The organism is SAR324 cluster bacterium, from assembly GCA_029245725.1.
GTDB lineage: Bacteria > SAR324 > SAR324 > SAR324 > NAC60-12 > JCVI-SCAAA005.
The window spans coordinates 1-22,532 of record JAQWOT010000202.1; the positions used below are offsets into that span (position 1 = coordinate 1).

Here is a 22,532-nt window from a genome sequence, read left to right on the forward strand (position 1 = left end):
CTTCGCAGGGAACAACTTCATGGATAAGTACCCTTTGGGCTCCAGAAATACTGATGCGCATGTTGATCTCATCAGGGAGACTAGTCAACGCATTTGTCTGAAGTCTCAAAAAATTTACTCAGAGGTTTCTCCATTTTTTGAGATAGAAATTTGATGAAACCATGAGGATGCCTAAGAGAATCATAGCACCACCAAACCATACCTTTGGACCGGGTTCGTCCCCCCAGAAGATGATTGCCATCAAAACAGCGAAGATGGGAGTCAAGAGGTAATATGGAGTGATGCAACTGACAGGTTGTTGCTGTAACAACCAGAAGTTGATTCCATGACCGATGATCGAGGAGAAAATTACAGCATGCAGCACGGAGATCCAATTAATCCAAGTAGCAGATTCAATTTTTTGCCAATGACCTTGTTCAACCATTATTGACAGGAAAAATATCGGCAATATTCCACATAGGCCTGTCCAAGCCTGTAGGGTCAGTGGGTTGATCCCCTTCAGTTTGTGCCGAACCATCAGACTACATATTGCCATCACCGCGGTTGCTGCTAGCATGATCACCATCGAATCCAGTTGAGTGAAGATCACTGCATCAAAGCTCATCACAGCAAATCCCAGAAAGGCGATACCTATTCCCAAACCGACGCTCCAATTGAGTTCTTCTTTCAGAAAAATCAAAGCAAGGATGGCTGAGATCGGAATGTAGGCTTGGGAGGTGAGTGCCAGGGACGCAATATCAACAGCCAGATGAAATGCGGTCATTCCTAATCCAAAGTGCAAAATCCCCATCAGGCAAGTGACCTGCAGGAATGCTTTTCGATTCTCTCTCGGGAATCCTCTCAGGAAGGGTAGTAAAAACAGGACTAAACCTGCATAGCGAATACTTAGTGATAAGTAGGGGCCGAGATGAACGACGTTCATCTTGATGGAGAGGAACCCGGAGCCCCAAGCCAGGTTCACGACGAAGATAGCCCACCAGTGTTTCGTTAACAAAGTGTTCGAATTTTTAAGGAGTGGAGACTTCGTGAGGTCAATTCGGAAGGTTCAAATTGAGGTCAAAAATAAAACTGTAAATTCAAGAGTTCGACGAGCTTTTCTAAGTGGGTTTGACATTACACGGGAACAGTGTTTTGTTGGAAAACTTTTCGCTTTTCACAAAAAATTATCTAATATTTCTAGGAAATCTAATGGCTGAAGAAATTTTAATAACAAGCCAAGCGTTTTTTCGTCATGAATGTTTGGCCGATCTGGAGAGCAGATACCTTATCCACAGACTCTGGGAGGCTATTGATCGAGATGCTCTAATTGAGAAAGTCGCCCCTAACATCAGAGTTGTCGTTACAGAGGGCTGGGCACCAGCAGAATTCCAGGGTAAATTTCCCAATTTGGCATTAATTGCAAGTCATGGAGTGGGCTATGATGGAGTGGATGTTGGAGCAGCTCAAGCAAGAAAGATCGCCGTCACCAACACCCCCGGCGTTTTGGATGATGCTGTTGCAGACCTTACGATTGGATTGTTGATTGCCGTTACTAGAGGAATGGTGGTCGGGGATCAATACGTTCGTAATGGCGAATGGCTCAAAGCCAACATGCCCTTGATGAGCCATTTGCGAGGGAGACAAGCTGGAATTCTAGGTCTGGGTCAAATCGGAATGGCTATCGCGGACCGATTGAAGGCTTTTGGTATTACAATCAACTATCACAACCGTCGGCAGCGACCAGATGTGAGCTACAATTATTTCTCATCTTTGACAGAGATGGCCGAGCAGGTGGACTTCCTGATCTTGAGTTGCGTCGGTGGAGAAGCAACCAAGAAGATTGTCAATCGGCAAGTCCTGGAAAAACTTGGGTCAGATGGTGTGCTGATCAATATTTCACGTGGATCTGTTGTCGATGAAAATGACCTCGTTGCCTGTCTCCAAGAGGGGAAGCTTGGTGGGGCAGGTTTAGATGTATTTGCAAACGAGCCAAAAGTGCCAGAGCCCCTATTAAAGATGCCCCAAGTAGTCTTGCAACCCCATGTTGGTTCTGCAACTGTGCAAACTCGCATCGCCATGGGGCAGCTCGTGGTAGATAACGTAGATGCTTACTATGAAAATAAACCACCGCTGACACCAGTTCCCACAGTTTAAAATTATTGACCTCTTTCTATTAAAGCATCATGGCTCTTTTTGCTGAACGTAACCAAAGAATTGGTTCTGAAAATGCCTTTAAAGTGGGACCACACATTGTTCGTGTTGGTCAGTCTCGGGGTCCTGTCGTGAAGTTGAACCTGGGAGAACCAGACTATGATCTCCCCAAGGCTGTTAATGCCGAGATTAAACGACAACTTGATGCTGGAAATACGCACTATTGTGACCCTCAAGGTACACCAAACTTACGTAGCGCCATCAGTGAATACGTAAATCGAACGAGAGGTCTCAACACAACACCGGGGCATGTTGTGGTCTTTCCGGGCGGTAAACCTTCGATTGGCTTGACCCAGCAAATTTATTGTAATCCTGGTGATGAAGTGATTTATCCAAGCCCAGGATTTCCGATCTACGAGTCATTTATTAGTTACGTCCAAGCTGTTCCTGTCCCCTTACATTTGGATGAATCAGCTGGATTCACTTTTACGACTGAGCAACTTGCAGAATTGATTACGTCAAGGACCAAGGTAATTTATTTGAACTTCCCCTCAAATCCTACTGGTGGTGTGGCAAGTCAATCTCAGATTGAAGAAATCGCAGATGTGATACTTCGCAAGGCTCCACCTGATGCAAGAGTGTACTCTGATGAAATCTATGAAAGGATAGTTTTTGATGGTCAGCAGCATTACTCAATTCTTCAAGTACCAGGGATGGCAGAACGAACGATCCTAGCAAGTGGGTTCTCCAAAACCTTTGCCTGGACGGGTGGTCGAATTGGCTATGCTGTGCTACCCACTGTGACGGAAGTAGAGATGTTCAAAACATTAAATATCAACTACTTCTCATGTGTTGCGCCCTATAATCAAGAAGCAGCTGTGGTAGCACTTACTGACGAAACAGTGGAACAAGAAGTTCTGGAGATGGTAAGAACTTTTGAAGAGCGAAGAGATGCTGTGCTGGAAGATTTACGAGCCATTCCAGGTGTAGAGTGTCAAAAGCCAGGAGGGGCCTTCTACCTTTTCCCTAATATTGAAGGAGTCTGTAAGTCTCTGGGTTTAATTGATTATCATTCACATCTGAATGATGTAGCCAAAAAGGAAACTTCCCCTGCGGGCCTGTTTCAAATGTTCGCTTTGTACGATCATCAAGTAGCGGTTTTGGATCGGCTCTCTTTCGGTCGAATTGGTGCAGATGGCAAGCATTTTCTAAGGCTTTCCACAGCTTCTCAACTTGGTGTTCTGAGAGATGGGGTACAGCGATTGAGAGATGCTGCACAAGATCAGGCAGGACTAGAACAGTTTTTGAAGGAGCGGCCGGACTTAAATCAATAAATTCAGATTAACAATCAATTTCAGTATTTTAGATAAAAAAATGGATTAAGTTTATTTGGTTTGACAAATCAAAAGCTATCATTTACTTTAACGTTAAAGTAAAGTAAAAGCACTACAATAAAAACATGAAGAAAAAAATAACAATTCGCGAGGTAGCGGAAGCGGCCAAAGTAACGATGATGACTGTCTCTAACGTTGTCAACGGTAGAACAGATCAAATGAGCAAGGAGACAAGAGAAAAAGTACAAGTAGCCATTGAACAGCTTGATTATAAGCCTAATCATGCGGCAAAGACATTAAGAACAAAAAGTAGTTTATCAATTGGAATGGTGATCTTGGATGATGTTCCAGAATTTTTGGCTGACACTTATACCTCCCAAGTAGCTTCTGGATTAACGAATTATTTAGCTGATCGAAATTATAGCCTTATATTGCAAGGAATTAGATCACAAAGCATCCAGACAAAAAGCATTTTGGAAGAGATTCATGCGGATGGGATTTGTGCAATTTTATCTGGTAGTAAAGAAAAAAGAGAGAAAATAATTAAAAAGATTTTAAACCTAAATTTACCTTTTGTTCTTATTCAAGAGAAATATCCTGACAAAAGAATTTACAGTATTATTCAAGATGATTTTAAAGCAGGGAAATTAATTGCAGAATTTTTGGTAAACAAAGAGTGTAAAAAATTTATATTTCTGGCACCCAAACAAAATTGGCCAGCTATTGAACAAAGAATTCTGGGTATAAAAAAAATATTATCAGAGAATAATTTAAATATTGAAATTGTTGAATGTGGAGACGAAGGACTGAGCGATACTAAATCAGCAGTTCTAAATTATATTGAAAGACAAGGTCTTCCAGAAGCGATTATAAGTGGCAATGATAAAATGGCGATGGCTGCAATAAGAATTTTAAGTGAAAAAGGAATTAGTGTTCCAGATGATGTGAAAATCACTGGATTTAATGCATTTGAAACTGCCATGTATATAACACCAAATTTAGTGACTATTCAATCAAAAGCTTACGAAATTGGTGTAGAAGCAGGAAGAATTTTAATAGACTCAATTAAGAGCAAGATAATTGAAAATAATGAAATTATATTTCCTGTAAGTTTAGTTGTTGGAGAATCAGCTTAGTATGATTAATTAAAATATATTGATAGATGGTTAAAAATGAATGATTTGATCGAAAATGAATTAAGGGAACTATTCTGCTCATTAGTCTCAGATGTGTTAGATGAATTAGGCTATGAAAATCAAGCTTTCCCCCACTATATTCGACCATTGGACGAAAACTTACGTCTAATTGGTCGTGCGAGGACGATGCTGTATACAGATATTTATGAAAGACCCAGAAAAAATGAAAACCAATACGAATTGGAAATTAAATTAGTGGACAGCCTCCAACAAGGAGATGTTGCCGTCGCAGCTTGCGGTAGTTCAAATCGTATTGCCCCGTGGGGTGGGTTGTTAAGTACCGCTGCAAGGGTGAAAAAAGCGAATGGGGCCATAATGGATGGGTTTGTCAGAGATGTTCAGCAGATTAAGAAGATTGGCTTTCCAGTATATGCCGCTGGCATTGCTCCCCTAGATAGTAAGGGAAGGGGAAAGGTGATTGAGATCGATGCGCCTGTAGAGTGCGCAGGTGTGAGAGTGTGTCCCGGCGACATTATTTTTGGTGATGCTGATGGGTGTGTTGCTATTCCACAGCAAATTCTTTCTGAAGTTCTTTCTTGTAGTTCTGAAAAATTAGAATCTGAAAAAGGAACGTTATTGGCTTTAGAATCAGGCAGAAGTTTAAAAGATGTTTTTCAAGAATTTGGAGTGTTATAGTAAACTTTATCTAAATTAAGTATTGTACAGGTCAATGAAGAAAATTCTGAATATTGATGGTGTAACAGTCGGGATCGTATTTTTAGCTTTAATTCTTGTCTTTATGCTAACAGCACCAAGGGCATTTTTAAATTTTCGTGTTTATATGAGTTTCTTTGCAACTGTTCCACCACCGCTAATTATTGCTCTTGGGATCACCTTAGTAGCAGTTGCAGGTGAAATGGATCTTTCGTTCCCGTCAACTGTTGCCTTGTCAAGCTATATATTTGCTTATTTGTTTGAAAATTTTCAATTATCCTGGTTAGCATTTTTGATTGCAATTTTGGCGGGTGCAACTGTTGGCTTTGTTAATGGAATAGTTATTACAATGCTAGGAATACCATCACTTATTGCAACACTTGCGTTGTTATTTCTGTGGGGTGGTTTTGTGACTATAATTTCTGGAGGGATACAGTTAGCAATTCCAAAAATCTATGAGACACCAATTCATAATTTTTTAGTTGGTAGGTTGGAACAATTTTTTCCAGTCCAAATTTTATGGGCAATTTTAATTTCAATAATTATCTGGTTATTACTAAATCGACATAAATTTGGAGAGAATTTGTTATTCATTGGAGATAATTCAGAAGTAGCCAAAATGATGGGAATCAATGTGATTTGGGAGAAGATTAAGCTATTTACCCTGTCTGGGACATTATCTAGTGTTGGAGGTGTATTCTTGACTTTAGAAACCACTTCTTATTTTTCTAGTCAAGGGATGGGTTATCTTTTGACTGTAATTGCCGCCGTCTTCATTGGAGGCACATCAATTTTCGGAGGATCTGGCCGAGTAATTGGAACAGTGTTCGCCGTTTTCATTGTTACAGTTATTGAGGCTGGTTTAGTCGCTTCCGGAATTCAGGGTTTCTGGACCCGGTTCTTTATCGGACTGGTATTCATTTTAGCAGTCTCGATTAACACCTTGCTTGAAAATCCTGGCAAAGTTCCCCTTGTTCGATTTTTAAGAGCAAAGGGATTTTTTCAAACACTATGAAGGAGACTTGTTATGAAGAAGCTAATTTACAAGAGCATTTTTCTGTTCTGCTTTCTTTTCTACATCCCTTTCTGCGCATGGAGCGATGAACGACCAGCCATAGAAGGGGATTTGACAATTTATATGCAAATGGGCGGAAATTCCGGAGGGCCAGCAACCCTGGCTAGAGAACTCGGAGCCAGAGACGCAGCCAGAATTTTAGATGTCAACTTGATTGAACAGCACTCAGAGTGGAATCCTCAAAGAATGTTGCAACAAGCTAACGAAGCTCTCGCAGCAGTGCCAGATGCTATCATTGTCATGGGCCATCCAGGTACTAAATCAATGACGACTTTTCTCCAAAAAGCGTCCAGAGATGGAGTAAAAGTCATTGTTGGTAACAATAACTTACCTGGATCAGGGCGAAGTTATTTTGGTTTGGATAATTATGAGGCAGGGGTCAACCTTGCTGAGTTGACGCTCCAAGAAGGCAGATTAGGCCAAAGTGATCACGTTGTTGTTTACGGTGCTTTTATCGAAGGAGCACCAGGTGAATTGGTTGCAAGAGGATCCTTGAAAGCCCTTGATGAAGCTGGAGTCAGTTACGATAAGCTCCAGTGGTCAAATGAAGCTGTTCAGGATCCATCATTGGCTGTGCCGGTTTTGGTAAGTTACCTAGAAGCCAATCCCAAAACTCGAGCCATTATTGTTCCAGGTCACGGGGGTATAACAGCATTTCTCGGTAAAGTCCTCCGTGATGCTGGCAAAAACGCAGGTGAGGTAGTCACCTCAGGATTTGATATTTCTCCTGCTGCTATTGACGAAGTAAAACGTGGTTACTTGTCGCTTGTATTGGATCAGCAGCCGTATTTGCAAGGATTTATGCCGGTTGTTTCAGCAGTCCTTGAAGTGAAATACGGTTTGGGGAATCTTTTCCTCAACACTGGTGGTGGTACGGTAACAAAAGATAATGTTGCCATGATTGAAAAACTTGTCTTACAAGGTGTCAGATAATTTATTGTTGCCAGCTGATTTAAGCAGTATTTGAATTGGCTGGCAGATGAAATTCAGAATTAGAAATCAAGAGAAAAATTGAATTCGATTGTTGCACTCAAAAGTGTTTCCAAATCATATGGGCCTGTTCTGAGCTTGAAGCCTACAAATCTTGAAATTGGAAAGAATGAAATTGTTGGTTTAATTGGTGACAACGGGGCGGGTAAGTCTACGCTAATTAAATTGATTACCGGCTTAGAGTCACCAACTTCAGGAGAGATTTTCATTAAAGGGAAAAAGATTAATCTCAATAAATACTCAGTAAAAATCTCTCAAAAGCTGGGAATTGAGACAGTTTATCAAAAATTGTCACTCTGTGAAAAACAACCATTGTGGAGAAATTTTTTTGCTGGAAGACCGATTACCAATGCTTTCGGATTGATTAATGTAGAAAAGCAGCGAGAAATCACTGCAGAGATTATGAAAAGTACAATTGGTTTTCGTAGTGAAGGCATCAATGTAGATACTCCAGTAAGTTTTCTTTCTGGTGGAGAGAGACAGGGTGTCGCCATCGGAAGAGCAATGTATTTCGAAAGTGACCTGATCATTCTAGATGAACCAACAGTAGCACTGGCTATCTCTGAAGTAGAGAAGGTTCTGAGATTCGTGGACAATATAAAAACTAAAGGGAAATCATGTATATTCATTGAACATAACATCCATCATGTCCATGAAATTTCAGATAGAATTATCGTTCTGGATCGAGGAGATGTAGTTTTGAATTGTGATAAAAATTCAATAGAAATTGGTGACTTAATTCAATTTCTAAAAGAACTTCATTTCCAAAAAGAAAAGAAATAGAAACTGTACCGGGAATTTAAATCTAAGCAGATATTCTTACATCCAAAGCAATTAGAGAGAAATTGATCCCAGAAATCCACCAACAAGAATTTCAGGGCTTGTTTGGAGTTGCTGTCGCTGAAATCAACCCACCTACAGGAATGTATTCACGCACATGGGGATATTCCGAACATGATGTTGCTGATGGAATCCATAGGCCCCTACGAGCCTCCTGCCTGACAATTTCAGGAGCCTCAGAAAAAGAAAATCTGACCCTATTGGCCTTGGATCTGATGGCATGGCTTTCCAGTGAAGATGAAGAATGCATCAGAGTCCCCCTTGAAGAAGAATTCAAACTAAAGCCAGGTTCTCTTCTCACTCACCTATCTCATAGTCATGGCGCACCTTTTACAGAACCTCTTTTAGCAGATGCACCTGGAGGCCATTTAATCCGGGGCTACAGAAAGCAAATTCTGAAGACGTGTCGTCAGCTAATCTCAGAAGCTTTTGAGAACAAAAGAGTCTGTGTGCTGAGTTGGGGGGTTGGTCGTTGTGGCATGGCTTTCAATCGAGATCTGACTCTCCCAGAGACGGGTGATCACGTTGTAGGAATTAATCCGTCTAAAGTTGCAGACGACACACTACTTGTGGGCAGGATAACTGAGCAATCAGGTGTTCACGTTGCGAGTTTGGTCCATTATGCAGCACACCCCACGTCCTTGGGAGGAATGAACCGTCTGATCTCACCTGATTATGTTGGTGCTATGAGAGAATTGGTAGAAAGAGATACCAACGGAGCACCCTGCATCTTTCTTCATGGTGCCGACGGGGAATTGGCTCCTCGAAGATGCTACGAAGAATCAACTGAGGCAGCAGATCAAAATGGTAGGGAATTAGGCTATGCCGCACTTTCTACGCTGTCTGGTTTGATGCCATCCGGACAGAAGATGGTTTTTGACAAGAAGGTAGAATCTGGGGCAACACTGGGACTATGGAAATATGAGGATAAGCTGCCAGACCACGAGATTGACATGATAACAGAGACCCTGGAATTGAAGCTTGGGGATATACCTTCTGTTGATACCTTCAAAAAATTAGTAGAAGCAAAAAGTGGGTTCGAGAAAGAACGCGCGCAAAGAGGGTTAGCCTTAAGAGAAAAACTCGGAGACTCATCAACCTATGATTTCCCAATTTATGTTTGGAAATTAGGAAAAACTATAATGGTTGGTGCACCGATAGAATTTTATAACGAATTCCAGATTTTTTTGAGGCGACAGTTTCCGGAAAATCTGATCCTAGTTCTTGATATCTGCAATGGATTTTTAAACTATTTGCCAAGGAAAGAAGAGTTTGCTAGAAAAACCTACCAAGTCAAAATAGCCCTGTTTGCCCAAGAGAGTGAAGAGAGAGTACGCACAAAAGTTGTTTACTTAATAAATCAATTACTAAACATAAACTAACTATTAATAAATTAACATGGCCCTTAAACTTGAAGTAAGAATCAAACATAGCTTCTGATTATTTATGGAAAATAAACGTAGCATTATCAACAATTGTCCTTGCCTTTTGGGATAGCCTAGCCTAGCTTCCCGCGAGTACTTGGGTCATGGTGGCCCAAGAAAACTAATTTACCATAGGCTGAATAGGAAGAGGAGATTCGCATGGAAAAATTGAATGAAAATCAACCGACCAGCATTTTTGAAGAGACAACCGATAAAGGTGTGACTCGGCGGCAGATCATCAAAACTGGCGCAGCGGCTGCAGGTGCGGTTGCCTTGATGGGAGGGTTCCCGTACATCAGCAGTGCCCAGAACAAAACTTTGACAATCGTCCGTGGAACGCACTTTATTCCAGAAGCACAGGAAATCGCCAAGCAACAAGCCGAGGAGTTTGGAAAGCAGGCAGGGGTGAAAGTGAATGCAGACTTCCTGAACTGGCCCGATCTACAGCCGAAAATTGGAGCTGCTTTGCAGGCAGGAGGAATTGACGTTGTTGAACTATGGCCTATCCAAAACCATCTCTATGGCACTAATCTTGTCGATATGACGGATGAAGCGGAGGAAGTAGGTGCTCGTGGTGGTGGATTCGAGGAATATGTTCTCAACTCTGCAAGTGTGAATGGGCGTTATCTGGGAATTCCCCATGGGGATTCGGGAGGGACTATTGCTTATAGAATCAGCGCCTTCGAAAAAGCAGGTGTGAAAAATGCTGCCGACGGATCTCTACTGGATATGACTTGGGACGACTATTTTGCAGTTGCCAAGGAAACTAAGAAAATGGGTATGCCATTTGGTCAGTCTTTGGGACATAGCTTAGGTGACCCGATTGGCTTCTGTTATCCATACATGTGGTCTTCAGGAGCTCTCGAAGTAGCGGATGATGGGAAAACAGTACTATTCGATACTCCAACCTTCGAATACGCTTTGAACAAGTTCGTTCAAGCTTGGAAGGATGGCTATGATGAGACTGGTACCTCCTGGGATGATAGCAGTAACAACCGTGCTTACTTGAGTGGAAAGATTGCTTCCACCTTCAACGGTTCAAGTATCTACTACGCTACCAAGAAAAGAGATGACGGTGGGGCAATGATGAATGACACCCACCACATGTTGATGCCAAAGGGGACCGCAGGCAGGTATTATGAATCAGGTTCTAGAACGTTGGCTGTTCTTAAAAATTCACCAAATACCGATGTAGCCAAAGAATATTTGAAGTGGTGGTTCCAACCAGAGAACTATTATAAGTGGTGGAGCATCCAGGAAGGATATCAAATGCATCATGTCAAGAATCTTGCCAATGACCCTGTTTGGAACAGCGACCCCAAAATGGGTGCGTTCCGAAAGATTCCTGGCCTTGGTCGATTGAGAGGTTTTGCTGGAGATCCAAATGAAAAAGCTGGTTTAGCCGCTTCTAAATACGTCATTGTTGATACTTTTGCCAAAGCTGTTCAATCTGGCGATGCCAAAGACGCACTAAAATGGGGCCAGCGGCAGCTTGAGCGTATCTATCGCTGATTCGTAGCTTCATTAATCCTGAAAAAACTCCTCCGAATAAAAAATGTTTGGGGGAGTTAATCTTGAATCCCTCCCATCAAATTTTGCCCCTCAAAGTATGAGTTCGTCTTCCATACGATTCGATAATTTTTTAGATCGTGAAAGCTCTCTTGGCGTCTTATTGATGCTGCCAGGATTAACTATTTTGGCTATTTTTTTAGCCTATCCATTTGCACTAGGCATCTGGCTTTCATTGACAGATACACGTATCGGTATGCCAGGCGAATTCATTGGTCTGTGGAATTATATTGATCTACTTGAAGACGATATATTCCATCAGACGGCATGGAATACGATGGTTTATGCCTTAGTTACGGTTCCCTTCAAAGCTGTTTTAGGTCTTGGATTGGCGCTGGTACTGAATAATCGCATCCGATTCAGCAACCCCATCCGTGCCTTTATCATGCTGCCTTGGATTGTCCCAACTGCCCTGAGTTCATTGGGATGGTTCATGATCTTTGATCCCGTCTTTAGCCCAATCTCCTGGTTGATGATCCAGATGGGATTGGTCGAATCAAATATTAATTTTCTCGGCGATCAAGTTTTAGCAGTTTCTGCAATTTGTTGGGTTAACATCTGGCGTGGAATTCCATTTTTTGGAATCAGTATCTTGGCGGGATTACAGGCAGTACCCCATGAACTTCATGAGCAAGCAGCGATTGACGGAGCGAATAAGTATCACAGATTTATGAATGTGACTTTTCCTCACATCAAGGGAATTATCATGATCACAAGTTTGCTTTCTATCATCTGGACCTTTGCTGATTTCCAGTTGATTTATATTCTTACCAAAGGGGGCCCGGCCAATCAGACTCATATCTTTGGAACTTATGCATACCAAGTAGGGATGTCCGCGACTGAAATTGGTATGGGTGCAGCGATTACTTTGTACATGTTCCCAATCCTCGCCTTCTTCAGCATTTTCCTTCTTCGTTACATGAAAAAATCAGCATGATGGTTGGCAGCGAAAGTCATAGGACACTACAGATTTATATTCCCCTGATCATTTTTGGGCTGTTGCTGCTATTCCCTTTCTATTGGATGACAATCGTATCTTTGAAGCCTTCATCAGACCTCTTTGATATGAATTTCAATCCATTCTGGGTCCAACGGTTTACCTTCGAGAATTATACTTATCTTTTTGAGAACACTGAATTTTGGAGTTGGTTGTGGAATACGATGATCATCGCGGTCGTTTCCACGGCTTTATCCATTTTTTGTAGTATTTGTATTGGCTATGCGCTGGCGAGGTTGAGGTTCCCAGGAAGTAATTTTATGGGGATTGGCATCTTTTTGGTTTATCTGGTACCGCCGACTCTTCTGTTCATTCCAATGGCTCAGGTCATTGGCGCACTGAACCTGTTTAATACTCATTGGTCTCTGATTCTGACATATCCCACTCAATTGATTCCCTTCGCCTCTTGGCTTTTGATGGGTTACTTTTTGACAATACCCAAAGAGATTGAAGAGAGCGCCTTAATGGATGGTTGCTCAAGAATTCAGATCTTGATCAGGATTGTCCTCCCTCTATCTGTTCCGGGAATTCTTTCAGCAACGATTTTTTGCTTCACACTCTGCTGGAATGAATTTCTCTACGCATTGATCTTCATGTCTTCTGGCGACATGAAAACCATCCCTGTCGGAACTGTCAGCGACCTGATCAAAGCGGATACCCTCTTCTGGGGATCTCTGATGGCTTCAGCGCTACTTGGATCCGTTCCAGTAGCCTTTATCTACTCCTTCTTCGTTAAGTACTACGTCTCTGGACTGACCGCAAGTGCGGTTAAGGGCTGAGAATCAAGGCATATCGATAACAATCTTTACAGCGTTATCCTTGGCATTTTGATGCAGCTCATAGGCTTCCAAGACTCTGTCAAAAGGGAAGCGGTGTGTCAGGACAGCAGCAACATCCAACGAACCTGCAGCAATCAAATCCAGAGCTTGGAGGGTAGAAGTGTGTCCGGGTTCACTATTGGCGTGAACAATGGACTTATGCTTTAAGCACTTTGTGAAAATCCTTCCGTAGTGCACGTTGATAGGTTCGTAAGGAACTCCAAACTGTAAGAAAAATCCAGAATCAGGTCTCGCTAACTCGATCGCCAGATTGATGGATGATTCCCTGCCAGCTGCTTCCACAACAATGTCGACTAATTTCTCATCGTTGATTCCCATAATTTGCTCAACAGGATCTGCTTCTCGAATATTGATGATATCGGTAGCACCGTATTGTTGAGCAAGTTGTAGACGATTAGATTTTGGGTCAAGAGCAATCACCTTGGCAGCTCCAAGCCGTTGCAATACAAAGTCAAACCAGAGTCCAGCAGTTCCCTGCCCCACCACTGCAACTGTCTTGCCGATCACACTTGGTAGTTGCTTACAGGCATACAGGACGGTTCCGAGTTGCTGAGCCATCAACAATTCTTCTCTAGTTTTTCCACTGGGAAGCTTCAACAAGTTTTTTTGTGGAGTCAAGTAGCGTTCAGCCATAGCTCGATGGTCTGGAGCAATGGCAAGAACAAAGTCCCCAACTTCATGTCCTTCCACTCCTGGACCTAGCTCCAAAATTTCAGCAATCACTTCGTGCCCTGTCGTGCCAGGTGGAAAGGGATACGCTGCATCTGGAGCATGACTCAACATCCAGACATCACTTCCACAAAGCGTTACATGGCGGGGCTGAACGATCGCATGCCCCTCCATCAGTTCAGGTGAAGTTGTTCTAATAAACTCTGCTTTTCCACGAGCCACTACTTGTAAGGCATCCATCTTGGCTGTCATTTGTTAACCTAAAAGTGTTGTGAATGAATAGATTGATTGAGATCCAGGTTTGGTAGTCAATTGACACAAGCTATGGCAAGGTTTGAAGCTTTGCAAAGTAGCGATTCACTCCAAATGGACGGTTGGGTGGTCAGCAAAGCAAAGGTCATATCCCGCTTGGGATCAGCCCAGAAAACAGTGCCTGTTGCTCCACCGTGTCCAAAACTTCCTGGTGAAAGGAAGTCCCCGAAGAATCCCCAACAAGATGAGGGCGCAAGTCTCCAGCCGAGTCCTCCACGAATCATCACTTTTTGATCATTTGGGACCAAAGCCATGGGACTAGTTTGATCTAGAATCATTGTTTCAACAGTACTTCGGCTAAAAATTCGCTTACCTTGGAACTCACCACCATTCAGTAGCATTCTCAGAAAACGAGTCAGGTCTTCGACAGTTGAGAACATACCACCCCAAGCGGCACCCAAATTGCGCCAGTAGGGGCTATTCCAGCCCCAATCAACTCCTACCTGTTCTGGAGGGAGTTTCACGATGGACACCCTTTCTTCTTGCAACCCGTCCATCGCTAAGGCTGTATCCTTCATTCCTAAGGGTTCGATAAACACTTCTCTGAGAAATTCTTTGAGGGACATTCCGCTGACTCTGTGAACAACCTCTCCAAGAATCGCTAAACCGGTACTTTGATACTGAAGCCCAGTCCCAGCAGGAAAGTCTAATTTCAACTGGCAGATCCGCTCTATGAACTCAGACATTGGAGCATGTCGTTCACGCAAGCTCTGATTTTCTGGAAGCATGTCTGGTAGCCCAGAACTGTGAGTCATCAAATGTCGAAGCGTGATGTTTTCTTTTCCAGAATTGCCGAACTCAGGGAGGTAATGACAGGCTGGATCATCTAGTAAGAGTTGACCACGTTCTGCCAGCAATACTGTAGCAGCGACGGTAAACGGTTTTGTGATCGAGGCTACCAGAAAGATTGAATCTTGTTGCATTGGATCAGCAAGATTAGGCTTAAAACGTCCAAAAGCCTTTCTGACAGTAAGCTTGTCTCCAACCGAAAGTTGCACTGCTGCACCTGGGATTTCATCTCTTTGGACAGTTCCCTCCAAAAAGTTATAAAGCCGATCGAGTCGATGATGGTCCAGTTTTGGGCTCACAGAATTGCTTGATGAAACATAGATAGGTTCAAAAGAATATTTCTAACCAGGGAAGTTAACCAACCCTCCATCCACACAGAGGACCTGCCCATTGATGAATTTTGCTTGGTCAGACACCAAAAACGCGACAGCATCTGCAATCTCACCTGGCTCTCCATAGCGAACCAGGGAAGCTTTTTGGGAATCCATCATCTCTGGATCAACAACTCTTGTAGCTTCAAAACGTGCAGTCTTTGTAGGTCCGGGGGCAACACAATTTACTCGAACCCCATGTTGCTTGAGTTCTGTGGCGAGACAACGAGTGTAGTGCGTGACAGAAGCTTTTAGAATTCCGTAAATTGCCCCTTCAGATACACCTAATTGTCCTGCTACAGATCCAATATTGACGACAACTCCGGATTTCCGATCTCGCATCGCTGGGATGAATGCTTTGCAAACATTGATGGTTCCAATCAGGTTGTTGTTAATCAGCGCGTGTACATCTTCGATAGGGATATCCAGTGCATTATTGGGTGAGGGTTTGCCACCACTTGCCCCGATGTCACCTCCAGCACAATTGACAAGAATGTCCACCTTTGGGAATTTTTCTTCAATCCTAGTGCACATTGCGGCTACAGCTTGGACATTTCCGATATTTCCGGTCACTGCCAGTACTTCAACACCCTTCTTTTTAAATTCTTTGACAACCTCTCCAAGGTTCTGGGCCTCCTTGTACTTTTCTGGTGCATCCCAGCTGATGTCATGCAGAACAATGTTTGCTCCTTGATCGGCTAGTCTTTGAGCCATTACTTTGCCTAGTCCTCGGCCTGAACCTGTAACGAGCGCAGTTTTTCCTTGTAGACTACTCATTTGAGGTTTTTATATTCCCAGTTTTTTCATATTTGCAAAGCTTTTGCGGTACATTTGGAGTTCATAATCCACCAGCTTGCTGTCCTCACCTTTTTCCCATGGCGTACGGTAGTCCTCTTTGTCGGATAGTTGGTTTTTCTGAGTTGCTAATAGACATTCAGCCAGCTCAGTTGCAGATTTTGCTGGATAGCCCCACCACCAATCTTCTTTAAAGAGTTTGACGTGTCGAGCCTCAAGTGCCCCTGGCTCCAGTACCGCAGTTAGTTGATTTTGGTGTTTACCAATTTCTTTGAAGACTTCATCAAATGGCACAGCTCCCTCTCCGATCGTACAGCGTACCAGTCGAAATCCTTCATTGGTGAACTGCACCCGATAGTCCTTGAGTTGTAAATGTATAACGTGAGGTGCAGCAGTTTTCGTAAATTGATTAGGGGATTCAGCCACTGGAAAGGAGTTGCCAGTGTCGTAAGTAATTCCAACCCCAGAGGTCATTTCACAGAATTCCACGAGTTCTGCGGAAGTAAAATCTTGATGATTTTCGATAGCAATCATCAAACCTGCATCAGCAGCGGGTTTACCAAATTCAAGGATCTTTTTTCGAACCGCTTGGCACAGTTCATTCCAATCAGTTCGGAAGGCTCTCCCACCACAAAGCACGTTGGTCAAAGCAAAGCGGATTGTTTTTGCCTCGAGCAGTTGCGCTGACCTAAAAACATGGCCCGTCTCCTCAAGAATATAGCCTCCTGAAATGACGGGAGTTATTCCTCTCTGGTCTAAGCGATCCTTCAAACTTTGGAATTCATTGCCGGAAAACTCCTGTAACCAGGGATCAAAGATTTCCAAGGACTTAGCACCAAGTTCTTCGGCAATCTGTAAATACCCTTCCAAACCTGTCCCATTTGGATTTTGTCTGGCAGTGCCTCGTCCTTGCAAACCAAGGTAATAGGTCATTCCATAAGGATTGAGCCCCAGTTTGAATAGCGGCCAAGAAGAATTCGTCATATGAACCTTAGTAGATTGAGAAATCTTTCCAAGATTGACTAAAGGGTTGTTGAGATGAGCCTAGCTACGATCTCGAACCAAGCGATGGTGGGCAGGTGAGAATTCTTCCATTCCACCAATATTTCCGTAGCTTTGATCAATCCACTCCAACGGATATCCGTGCTTGAAGTTAGAAACTTCCTCCAACCGATTCCAGTGATCTGCTTCGAGATCCCAATCTGCGACTGCCAAAACATCTTCAATCTGTGCGACCGTTTTGGGGCCTGAAATGACAGATGTAACTCTACGATCTCCAAGGAGCCAAGCAGTAGAAAGTTGGCTCGGAGGCTTCCCAGTCACTTCTCCCAATTCAACTAGTGCCTCCACGGTGTCAAAGGCGTGATCATGGAAATATCGCGGAATATCAACACTTTTACGGAAAGAAATTCTGGATCCCTCTGGGATGTCACCTCCCCGTTGGTATTTGCCGCTTAAAAACCCACTTGCTAGTGGACTCCAACAAAGCATCCCCAATCCTTGATCGGCACAGGCTGGAAGAATCTCTCGTTCAATATCACGGCGAACCAGGTTATACATGTGCTGAGCGCTGATAAACTTTTCCAAGTTCATCTTTTCTGCAATCGAGTTGGCTTTGACTATTTGCCAAGCGTAGTAGTTACTGCAACCTATGTAGCGAACTTTGCCTTGCTGAACTAGGTCATCCAGGGTCCGCATGGTTTCCTCCATGGGAGTGAACCAATCTGGGCCGTGCACTTGGTAAAGGTCGATGTAATCAGTTCCTAATCTTCGCAAGCTTGCTTCCACAGCTTCCAAAATGTGCTTGCGGGAACTACCGCTACCATTTGCACCTTCCGTAGTTCGAAACCAGGCTTTGGTTGCAATGACTAGTTCATCACGATTATGGGATTTGATCGCTTTGCCTGTCATTTCTTCTGAAACCCCGGCGCTGTACATATCTGCAGTGTCGAGAAAATTCCCTCCGACACCGACAAAGGTATCAACAATGCGTGAAGCCTCATTTTGGTCACAGCCCCATTTTTCCATTCCAAATGTCATCGTGCCTAAACAGATTCTGGAAACAAGCAGACCTGATCTCCCAAGATAACGATATTTCATTGGGTACTCCTAATGCCTCTGAAAAATTTTATTTGCTAATGACTGTCAGCGTCCACCTCCGACATCCAATGTGGATGCGGTGACGTAGGATGCTTCGGGGGATAATAACCACATGATAGCTTCTGCTACTTCTCCTGGTAGTCCACCTCGTTTCATTGGAACAACGTTTTCCAATCGTTTCACACGATCTGGGTCACCCAAACTTGCGTGAATATCTGTATAAATTAGTCCTGGGCGGATCCCATTCACTCGAATTCCCTCATTCGCGACCTCCTGGCCCAAGCCATTTGTAAAGGTGTCGATGGCTCCTTTGCTGGCTGCATAATCTAAAAATGAATTAGGCCCCCCCATCTTGGCTGCTGCGGACGAAAGATTTACGATAGCTCCTCCAGAACCACCTAATCGAGTAGACATTCTTTTGACGGCTTCTCTCGCACACAGTACTGCACCAAGAATATTCACATCAAAAAGTTCCTGCAAACGCTCCCTTGTCATTTCAACAAGTGGTTTTGGAGGTTGGATGATTCCAGCATTGTTGACGAATGCAGTAAGAGTCCCCAGTTGCTGGTCCACCTGATTGAACATCTCAATAATCTCTGATTCTACGCTCACATTCGCTTGAATGATGATCGCTTTTCCACCTCCATCATTGATTTCATCCATCAAGTTTTGCGCAACATCTGCTTGTTTCTCGTAATTGATTGCAACCGCATAGCCGTGCTTGGCACCCAGACGGACTGCTGCGGCACCAATTCCTCTGCTTCCCCCTGTAACTAACATGACTTTGTTCATCAAGAATCCCTCATTTGATATGTATCTTCAAAATTTTGAGTAGTGTTTATCCACGACCAATGAACGGCATCGTAGTGGCCATCACAGTGACAAACTGTACATTTGCTTCCAAGGGCAATTCTGCCATATATAGGACAGTTGTCGCCACATTTTCAACGTCCATTCTAGGCTCAATTCGAACACTGCCATCAGCCTGAGGTACACCTGTTGTCATCCGGTCAGTCATCGGAGTAGCGGCATTTCCAATATCAACCTGTCCGCAAGCAATGTTGAAGGGACGGCCATCCAAGGAAAGTGATCGGGTTAACCCTGTAATTGCGTGTTTTGTTGCCGTGTAGGGCGCAGAGCCCGGACGAGGAACATAGGCAGATATGGAACCGTTGTTGATGATGCGACCACCCTGTGGATTCTGACGCCTCATTTGTGCAAAAGCCGCCCTTGCACAGAGGAAGGAACCTGTCAAATTGACATCAACTACTTTGAGCCAGTCCTCGATTGGGGTTTCATCGATGGTTCTTGATGGGCTTCCCATTCCAGCATTATTGAAAAGGACATCAATTCGACCCCACTTCTTAACAACATTTGTAAACGCAGCATCGACAGCTTCAGGTTGACTTACATCACAGGGTAAAACGAGAGCATTCTCTGCCCCTGCTGCGGTTTCATCCAGGAGTTCCTGACGTCTGCCGAGAAGCGAAACTTGGTAACCTTCGGTTAAAAATCGTTGAGCGACTGAACGCCCAACACCGGTCCCAGCCCCGGTAATGATGGCAACTTTGGTACTATTTTTTGAAGACATGGTTTACCTGTAATGAAGTTGAAAAAAATGATGGAACAAGAAATCAGCGGAAGGATTGCCCTGGCCGGAGTAAGTGATCATTTACACAGTTTCTCAACTTGTTATCTTTGAGATATTGAAGAACCGTTTCTACAGATTTTCGTCTTAGGTCTAGCGCACTATCATCGCTGTACCAAGCTGTATGGGGAGTGACGAGAAGTCGTTGTTGAAGCCAAGTTTCGTTGTTTTGAAGAGCCTGCAATAATCTTGGCATCGGATTTGGCGGCTCTGTTGGAAAAACATCGATTGCCGCTGCACGTAGATAGCCATCTTTGAGGACATTATAAACGCCATCTAAATCAAGAATAGGCCCCCTTGCTGTGTTGATCAGAATCGAGTCTTTGGGCAATAACCTTAGCAATTTCTCATTGATTATTCCGTGAGTTTCTTTAGTCAGAGGTGTGTGGATGCTTAGGATATTGACCTGGCTACAGAGTTCTTCAAGGCTCTCAACCCTCTCAATTCCGACACCAATTTCGTGTCCTCTTGGCAAATAGGGGTCATAAATCACCACTCGCATCCCAAATGCTTTGGCTCTGAGCGCAGTTGCAGTGCCTATCCTTCCCATACCCAATAATCCAATACTTCTTCCGCGGAGTCTTCGTCCTGGGGGAACCTTCAAATGACTAAAATTTGTGAAGGGGTCACTCTGTACAAAGTTATGATAGGAAACGAATTGCCGCTCCAACGAGAGAATCATACCAATCGTATGATCGGCAACTTCGCTTGTTCCGTAGTCGGGAGTATTGCAAACGGCAATGCCCTTTTCGGCTGCTGATTTCAGGTCTACATTGTCGAAACCCACTCCACAGCGAACAATGATACGACAACTTTTAAGCTGGTCCATGTAGTTGGCATCGATGGTTGCGATATGCCAGACTAAGAGACCAAAATATTCAGCGAACTCTTCAGCAGGAACCTCTTCTTCCCATCGGAAGAGATCAAACTCCAGATGGTTGGTAGCAACCTCTTTCTCCGGTATACCACCATCGGTATATTGAATGTCAGGACTCAATACTCTAAAAGATCTCATCATTGATCGTTCGTCTTGAATTATGTTAGGACGTTAGCGGATTCTTTTGATGGCTTGCAGAATCTCTAATTTCAGAGATGCTTAAATTTTTTTGTAAATTTTTTCAGTAATCTGATCAAATTCGCAAACATACACGGCAATTCAAATCTTGCCAAGTCCTCATTCAACTTCATTCCAGTGTCTCTTGAGTCACATTTAGGGCTCAAGTCTGAATCTCATCCAATAGGAGTTTTTATGGCGAGGAACCATTACGATTTTACAAATCAGCGGGCGATTGTGACTGGAGGCGCCCAAGGGATTGGCCGAGCGATTGTTGATCGGCTTGTTGCAGGGAGTGCGAGGGTCGCAATTTGGGACATGGATGCTAGCCTAGCCGAAACGGTTGCGTCTGAATATCCAGAAGGACAGGTTGTACATATTCAAGTAAATGTGTCTGATCTGGATTCTGTCAACAGTGCGTGGGATTCCACGAAAGATAAATTAGGTGGTGCAGAGGTGTTGGTCAATTCTGCGGGAATTGCTGGAGATACAGCGACTGTTGAAAACTATGATTTGGCCCTATGGAAAAAAACTCTGGATATCAATTTGACCGGAACTTTTTATGTGTGTAGGGCTGTGATCACGGGTATGCGCCAGCAAAACTATGGAAGAATTGTCAATATTGCTTCGATAGCTGGTAAGGAAGGGAACCCAAATGCTTCGGCTTATTCTGCTTCAAAAGCAGGCGTGATTGCCTTGACGAAATCACTCGCCAAAGAAACCGCGGATTTAAACATTTCTGTCAATTGCATTACTCCAGCTGCAGCCCGAACAAGAATTTTTGAGCAAATTAGCGAGGAACACATTCAATATATGCTTTCAAAGATTCCTAGAGGCCGTTTTGTTCAAGTTGAAGAAATTGCTGCAATGGTCTGCTGGATTGCTTCTGAAGAAAATTCCTTTACGACCGGATCCGCCTTTGATCTCTCAGGTGGGCGAGCAACTTATTGAAATTTTCAACACTAAATATTCCGGAACTGATGACCAATCCAATTTATTCAGATCTTACGGGCAAGAGAGTGTTTATCACTGGAGGTGCCAGTGGTATCGGCAAGGCCATTGTCGAAGCGTTTTGTGCTCAAAAAGCAGAAGTGTTCTTTGTTGATTTGAACGCTGAGACCGGTCAAGATCTTTGCCAGAACTTATCAAATGCTAAGGGAAGTACTCCGACCTTTAAAGCGATCAATTTGAAGAATATTGGTGAATTACAGGGCTGGATTCGTGAAATCCACGCTCAGCATGGTCCAATCCAAGTATTGGTCAATAACGCAGCCAACGACACACGGCACAAGCTAGAAGATGTGACCCCAGAGTATTGGGATGAGCGCATGGCTACCAATCTACGACACTTCTTTTTTACTGCGCAGGCCGTTCTGCCACAGATGAAGGAAAATGGTGGTGGATCCATCATCAACTATGGCTCTGTATCCTGGATGCTCAAGCAAACGGGAATGCCAGCTTACACCACAGCAAAATCAGCGGTTTGGGGATTCACAAGATCCCTAGCCAATGAAGGCGGTGCGGATCGAGTTCGGGTCAACATGCTTGTTCCAGGATGGGTCATGACAGAGAGACAATTGACCCTTCACGTAACGCCAGAAGGGCTGAAACAATTGGAAGAGCGTCAATGCCTGCCGGATCATGTACAACCAGGCGATTTGGCACAGGCGACTTTGTTTTTAGCTTCAGACGCTAGCCGCATGATCACAGCTCAACAACTGGTCGTTGATGGTGGATGGACATGAT

The 22,532-nt window shown here is 43.6% G+C and carries 22 protein-coding genes; 13 read left to right on the forward strand and 9 right to left on the reverse strand.

Translation table 11 applies throughout. The features are described 5' to 3' along the window. Positions 1-118: 118 nt before the first annotated feature. Positions 119-994: a DMT family transporter gene (locus P8O70_10885; GenBank protein ID MDG2197379.1), complete on the reverse strand. Its 876-nt coding sequence runs from the start codon at positions 992-994 to the stop codon at positions 119-121. 194 nt (positions 995-1,188) lie between these two features. On the opposite strand from P8O70_10885, the gene P8O70_10890 reads away from it, so the two are divergent. The 11 genes from P8O70_10890 to P8O70_10940 all read left to right on the forward strand — a co-directional run bounded on the left by P8O70_10890 (position 1,189) and on the right by P8O70_10940 (position 12,988). After that, positions 1,189-2,133 carry a 2-hydroxyacid dehydrogenase gene (locus P8O70_10890; protein ID MDG2197380.1) on the forward strand — a complete coding sequence of 315 codons (945 nt, stop codon included), beginning with the start codon at positions 1,189-1,191 and terminating at the stop codon, positions 2,131-2,133. Positions 2,134-2,162: 29 nt separating this feature from the next. Next, on the forward strand, positions 2,163-3,464 hold the full coding sequence (locus tag P8O70_10895) for an aminotransferase class I/II-fold pyridoxal phosphate-dependent enzyme (protein ID MDG2197381.1): 1,302 nt from the start codon (positions 2,163-2,165) through the stop codon (positions 3,462-3,464). Between the two features lie 125 nt (positions 3,465-3,589). After that, positions 3,590-4,600: a LacI family DNA-binding transcriptional regulator gene (locus P8O70_10900; protein MDG2197382.1), complete on the forward strand. Its 1,011-nt coding sequence runs from the start codon at positions 3,590-3,592 to the stop codon at positions 4,598-4,600. A gap of 36 nt (positions 4,601-4,636) precedes the next feature. After that, on the forward strand, positions 4,637-5,296 hold the full coding sequence (locus tag P8O70_10905) for an RraA family protein (protein ID MDG2197383.1): 660 nt from the start codon (positions 4,637-4,639) through the stop codon (positions 5,294-5,296). Between the two features lie 34 nt (positions 5,297-5,330). Continuing rightward, a complete protein-coding gene (locus tag P8O70_10910) occupies positions 5,331-6,329 on the forward strand; it encodes an ABC transporter permease (protein ID MDG2197384.1) in 999 nt (332 codons plus the stop codon). Positions 6,330-6,341: 12 nt separating this feature from the next. Beyond that, positions 6,342-7,322, forward strand: a complete 981-nt coding sequence (locus tag P8O70_10915) for a substrate-binding domain-containing protein (GenBank protein ID MDG2197385.1) — start codon at positions 6,342-6,344, stop codon at positions 7,320-7,322. A 78-nt stretch (positions 7,323-7,400) separates the two neighbouring features. Then, the gene (locus P8O70_10920; GenBank protein MDG2197386.1) at positions 7,401-8,162 is read left to right on the forward strand and encodes an ATP-binding cassette domain-containing protein; all 762 of its coding nucleotides are present in this window, start codon (positions 7,401-7,403) and stop codon (positions 8,160-8,162) included. Positions 8,163-8,224: 62 nt separating this feature from the next. After that, a complete protein-coding gene (locus P8O70_10925) occupies positions 8,225-9,601 on the forward strand; it encodes a hypothetical protein (GenBank protein ID MDG2197387.1) in 1,377 nt (458 codons plus the stop codon). Between the two features lie 201 nt (positions 9,602-9,802). Then, positions 9,803-11,155: an extracellular solute-binding protein gene (locus tag P8O70_10930; GenBank protein MDG2197388.1), complete on the forward strand. Its 1,353-nt coding sequence runs from the start codon at positions 9,803-9,805 to the stop codon at positions 11,153-11,155. Between the two features lie 184 nt (positions 11,156-11,339). Beyond that, positions 11,340-12,149, forward strand: coding sequence for a sugar ABC transporter permease (locus tag P8O70_10935; protein MDG2197389.1), 810 nt, complete (start codon positions 11,340-11,342; stop codon positions 12,147-12,149). Beyond that, a complete protein-coding gene (locus P8O70_10940) occupies positions 12,146-12,988 on the forward strand; it encodes a carbohydrate ABC transporter permease (protein ID MDG2197390.1) in 843 nt (280 codons plus the stop codon). The genes P8O70_10935 and P8O70_10940 overlap by 4 nt, the downstream gene beginning before the upstream one ends. Positions 12,989-12,991: 3 nt before the next feature. Here P8O70_10940 and P8O70_10945 read toward each other — a convergent pair whose 3' ends face one another. The 8 genes from P8O70_10945 to P8O70_10980 are packed head-to-tail and all read right to left on the reverse strand — an operon-like array spanning position 12,992 to position 20,750. Then, positions 12,992-13,969, reverse strand: a complete 978-nt coding sequence (locus tag P8O70_10945) for a zinc-binding dehydrogenase (GenBank protein ID MDG2197391.1) — start codon at positions 13,967-13,969, stop codon at positions 12,992-12,994. Positions 13,970-14,025: 56 nt separating this feature from the next. Continuing rightward, positions 14,026-15,117: a serine hydrolase gene (locus P8O70_10950; GenBank protein ID MDG2197392.1), complete on the reverse strand. Its 1,092-nt coding sequence runs from the start codon at positions 15,115-15,117 to the stop codon at positions 14,026-14,028. A gap of 42 nt (positions 15,118-15,159) precedes the next feature. Continuing rightward, a complete protein-coding gene (locus P8O70_10955) occupies positions 15,160-15,966 on the reverse strand; it encodes an SDR family oxidoreductase (protein MDG2197393.1) in 807 nt (268 codons plus the stop codon). 9 nt (positions 15,967-15,975) lie between these two features. After that, complete coding sequence (locus P8O70_10960) at positions 15,976-16,968, reverse strand: sugar phosphate isomerase/epimerase (protein ID MDG2197394.1); 993 nt, start codon at positions 16,966-16,968, stop codon at positions 15,976-15,978. Between the two features lie 60 nt (positions 16,969-17,028). Continuing rightward, positions 17,029-18,084, reverse strand: a complete 1,056-nt coding sequence (locus tag P8O70_10965; protein MDG2197395.1) for an aldo/keto reductase — start codon at positions 18,082-18,084, stop codon at positions 17,029-17,031. A 45-nt stretch (positions 18,085-18,129) separates the two neighbouring features. Beyond that, entirely contained in the window at positions 18,130-18,876 is a 747-nt protein-coding gene (locus tag P8O70_10970; protein ID MDG2197396.1) for an SDR family oxidoreductase, read from the reverse strand. Positions 18,877-18,922: 46 nt separating this feature from the next. Beyond that, entirely contained in the window at positions 18,923-19,675 is a 753-nt protein-coding gene (locus P8O70_10975; GenBank protein ID MDG2197397.1) for an SDR family NAD(P)-dependent oxidoreductase, read from the reverse strand. Between the two features lie 43 nt (positions 19,676-19,718). Further along, positions 19,719-20,750 carry a C-terminal binding protein gene (locus P8O70_10980; protein MDG2197398.1) on the reverse strand — a complete coding sequence of 344 codons (1,032 nt, stop codon included), beginning with the start codon at positions 20,748-20,750 and terminating at the stop codon, positions 19,719-19,721. A gap of 231 nt (positions 20,751-20,981) precedes the next feature. Here P8O70_10980 and P8O70_10985 point away from each other — a divergent pair, with 231 nt between their 5' ends. Together P8O70_10985 and P8O70_10990 are read left to right on the forward strand one after the other, a co-directional pair. Next, positions 20,982-21,737, forward strand: a complete 756-nt coding sequence (locus P8O70_10985; protein MDG2197399.1) for an SDR family NAD(P)-dependent oxidoreductase — start codon at positions 20,982-20,984, stop codon at positions 21,735-21,737. Between the two features lie 29 nt (positions 21,738-21,766). After that, positions 21,767-22,531, forward strand: coding sequence for an SDR family NAD(P)-dependent oxidoreductase (locus P8O70_10990; GenBank protein ID MDG2197400.1), 765 nt, complete (start codon positions 21,767-21,769; stop codon positions 22,529-22,531). Position 22,532 lies beyond the last annotated feature (1 nt).

What these genes read in the sequence shown, in the direction of transcription:
- P8O70_10915 (MDG2197385.1), top strand. Translation starts at nt 6,342, where the DNA reads ATGAAGAAGCTAATTTACAAGAGCATTTTTCTGTTCTGCTTTCTTTTC.
- P8O70_10940 (MDG2197390.1), top strand. Translation starts at nt 12,146, where the DNA reads ATGATGGTTGGCAGCGAAAGTCATAGGACACTACAGATTTATATTCCC.
- P8O70_10965 (MDG2197395.1), bottom strand. Translation starts at nt 18,084, where the DNA reads ATGAAATATCGTTATCTTGGGAGATCAGGTCTGCTTGTTTCCAGAATC.
- P8O70_10975 (MDG2197397.1), bottom strand. Translation starts at nt 19,675, where the DNA reads ATGTCTTCAAAAAATAGTACCAAAGTTGCCATCATTACCGGGGCTGGG.
- P8O70_10930 (MDG2197388.1), top strand. Translation starts at nt 9,803, where the DNA reads ATGGAAAAATTGAATGAAAATCAACCGACCAGCATTTTTGAAGAGACA.
- P8O70_10945 (MDG2197391.1), bottom strand. Translation starts at nt 13,969, where the DNA reads ATGACAGCCAAGATGGATGCCTTACAAGTAGTGGCTCGTGGAAAAGCA.
- P8O70_10895 (MDG2197381.1), top strand. Translation starts at nt 2,163, where the DNA reads ATGGCTCTTTTTGCTGAACGTAACCAAAGAATTGGTTCTGAAAATGCC.
- P8O70_10910 (MDG2197384.1), top strand. Translation starts at nt 5,331, where the DNA reads ATGAAGAAAATTCTGAATATTGATGGTGTAACAGTCGGGATCGTATTT.
- P8O70_10970 (MDG2197396.1), bottom strand. Translation starts at nt 18,876, where the DNA reads ATGAACAAAGTCATGTTAGTTACAGGGGGAAGCAGAGGAATTGGTGCC.
- P8O70_10955 (MDG2197393.1), bottom strand. Translation starts at nt 15,966, where the DNA reads ATGAGTAGTCTACAAGGAAAAACTGCGCTCGTTACAGGTTCAGGCCGA.
- P8O70_10905 (MDG2197383.1), top strand. Translation starts at nt 4,637, where the DNA reads ATGAATGATTTGATCGAAAATGAATTAAGGGAACTATTCTGCTCATTA.
- P8O70_10960 (MDG2197394.1), bottom strand. Translation starts at nt 16,968, where the DNA reads ATGACGAATTCTTCTTGGCCGCTATTCAAACTGGGGCTCAATCCTTAT.
- P8O70_10890 (MDG2197380.1), top strand. Translation starts at nt 1,189, where the DNA reads ATGGCTGAAGAAATTTTAATAACAAGCCAAGCGTTTTTTCGTCATGAA.
- P8O70_10985 (MDG2197399.1), top strand. Translation starts at nt 20,982, where the DNA reads ATGGCGAGGAACCATTACGATTTTACAAATCAGCGGGCGATTGTGACT.
- P8O70_10900 (MDG2197382.1), top strand. Translation starts at nt 3,590, where the DNA reads ATGAAGAAAAAAATAACAATTCGCGAGGTAGCGGAAGCGGCCAAAGTA.
- P8O70_10980 (MDG2197398.1), bottom strand. Translation starts at nt 20,750, where the DNA reads ATGATGAGATCTTTTAGAGTATTGAGTCCTGACATTCAATATACCGAT.
- P8O70_10990 (MDG2197400.1), top strand. Translation starts at nt 21,767, where the DNA reads ATGACCAATCCAATTTATTCAGATCTTACGGGCAAGAGAGTGTTTATC.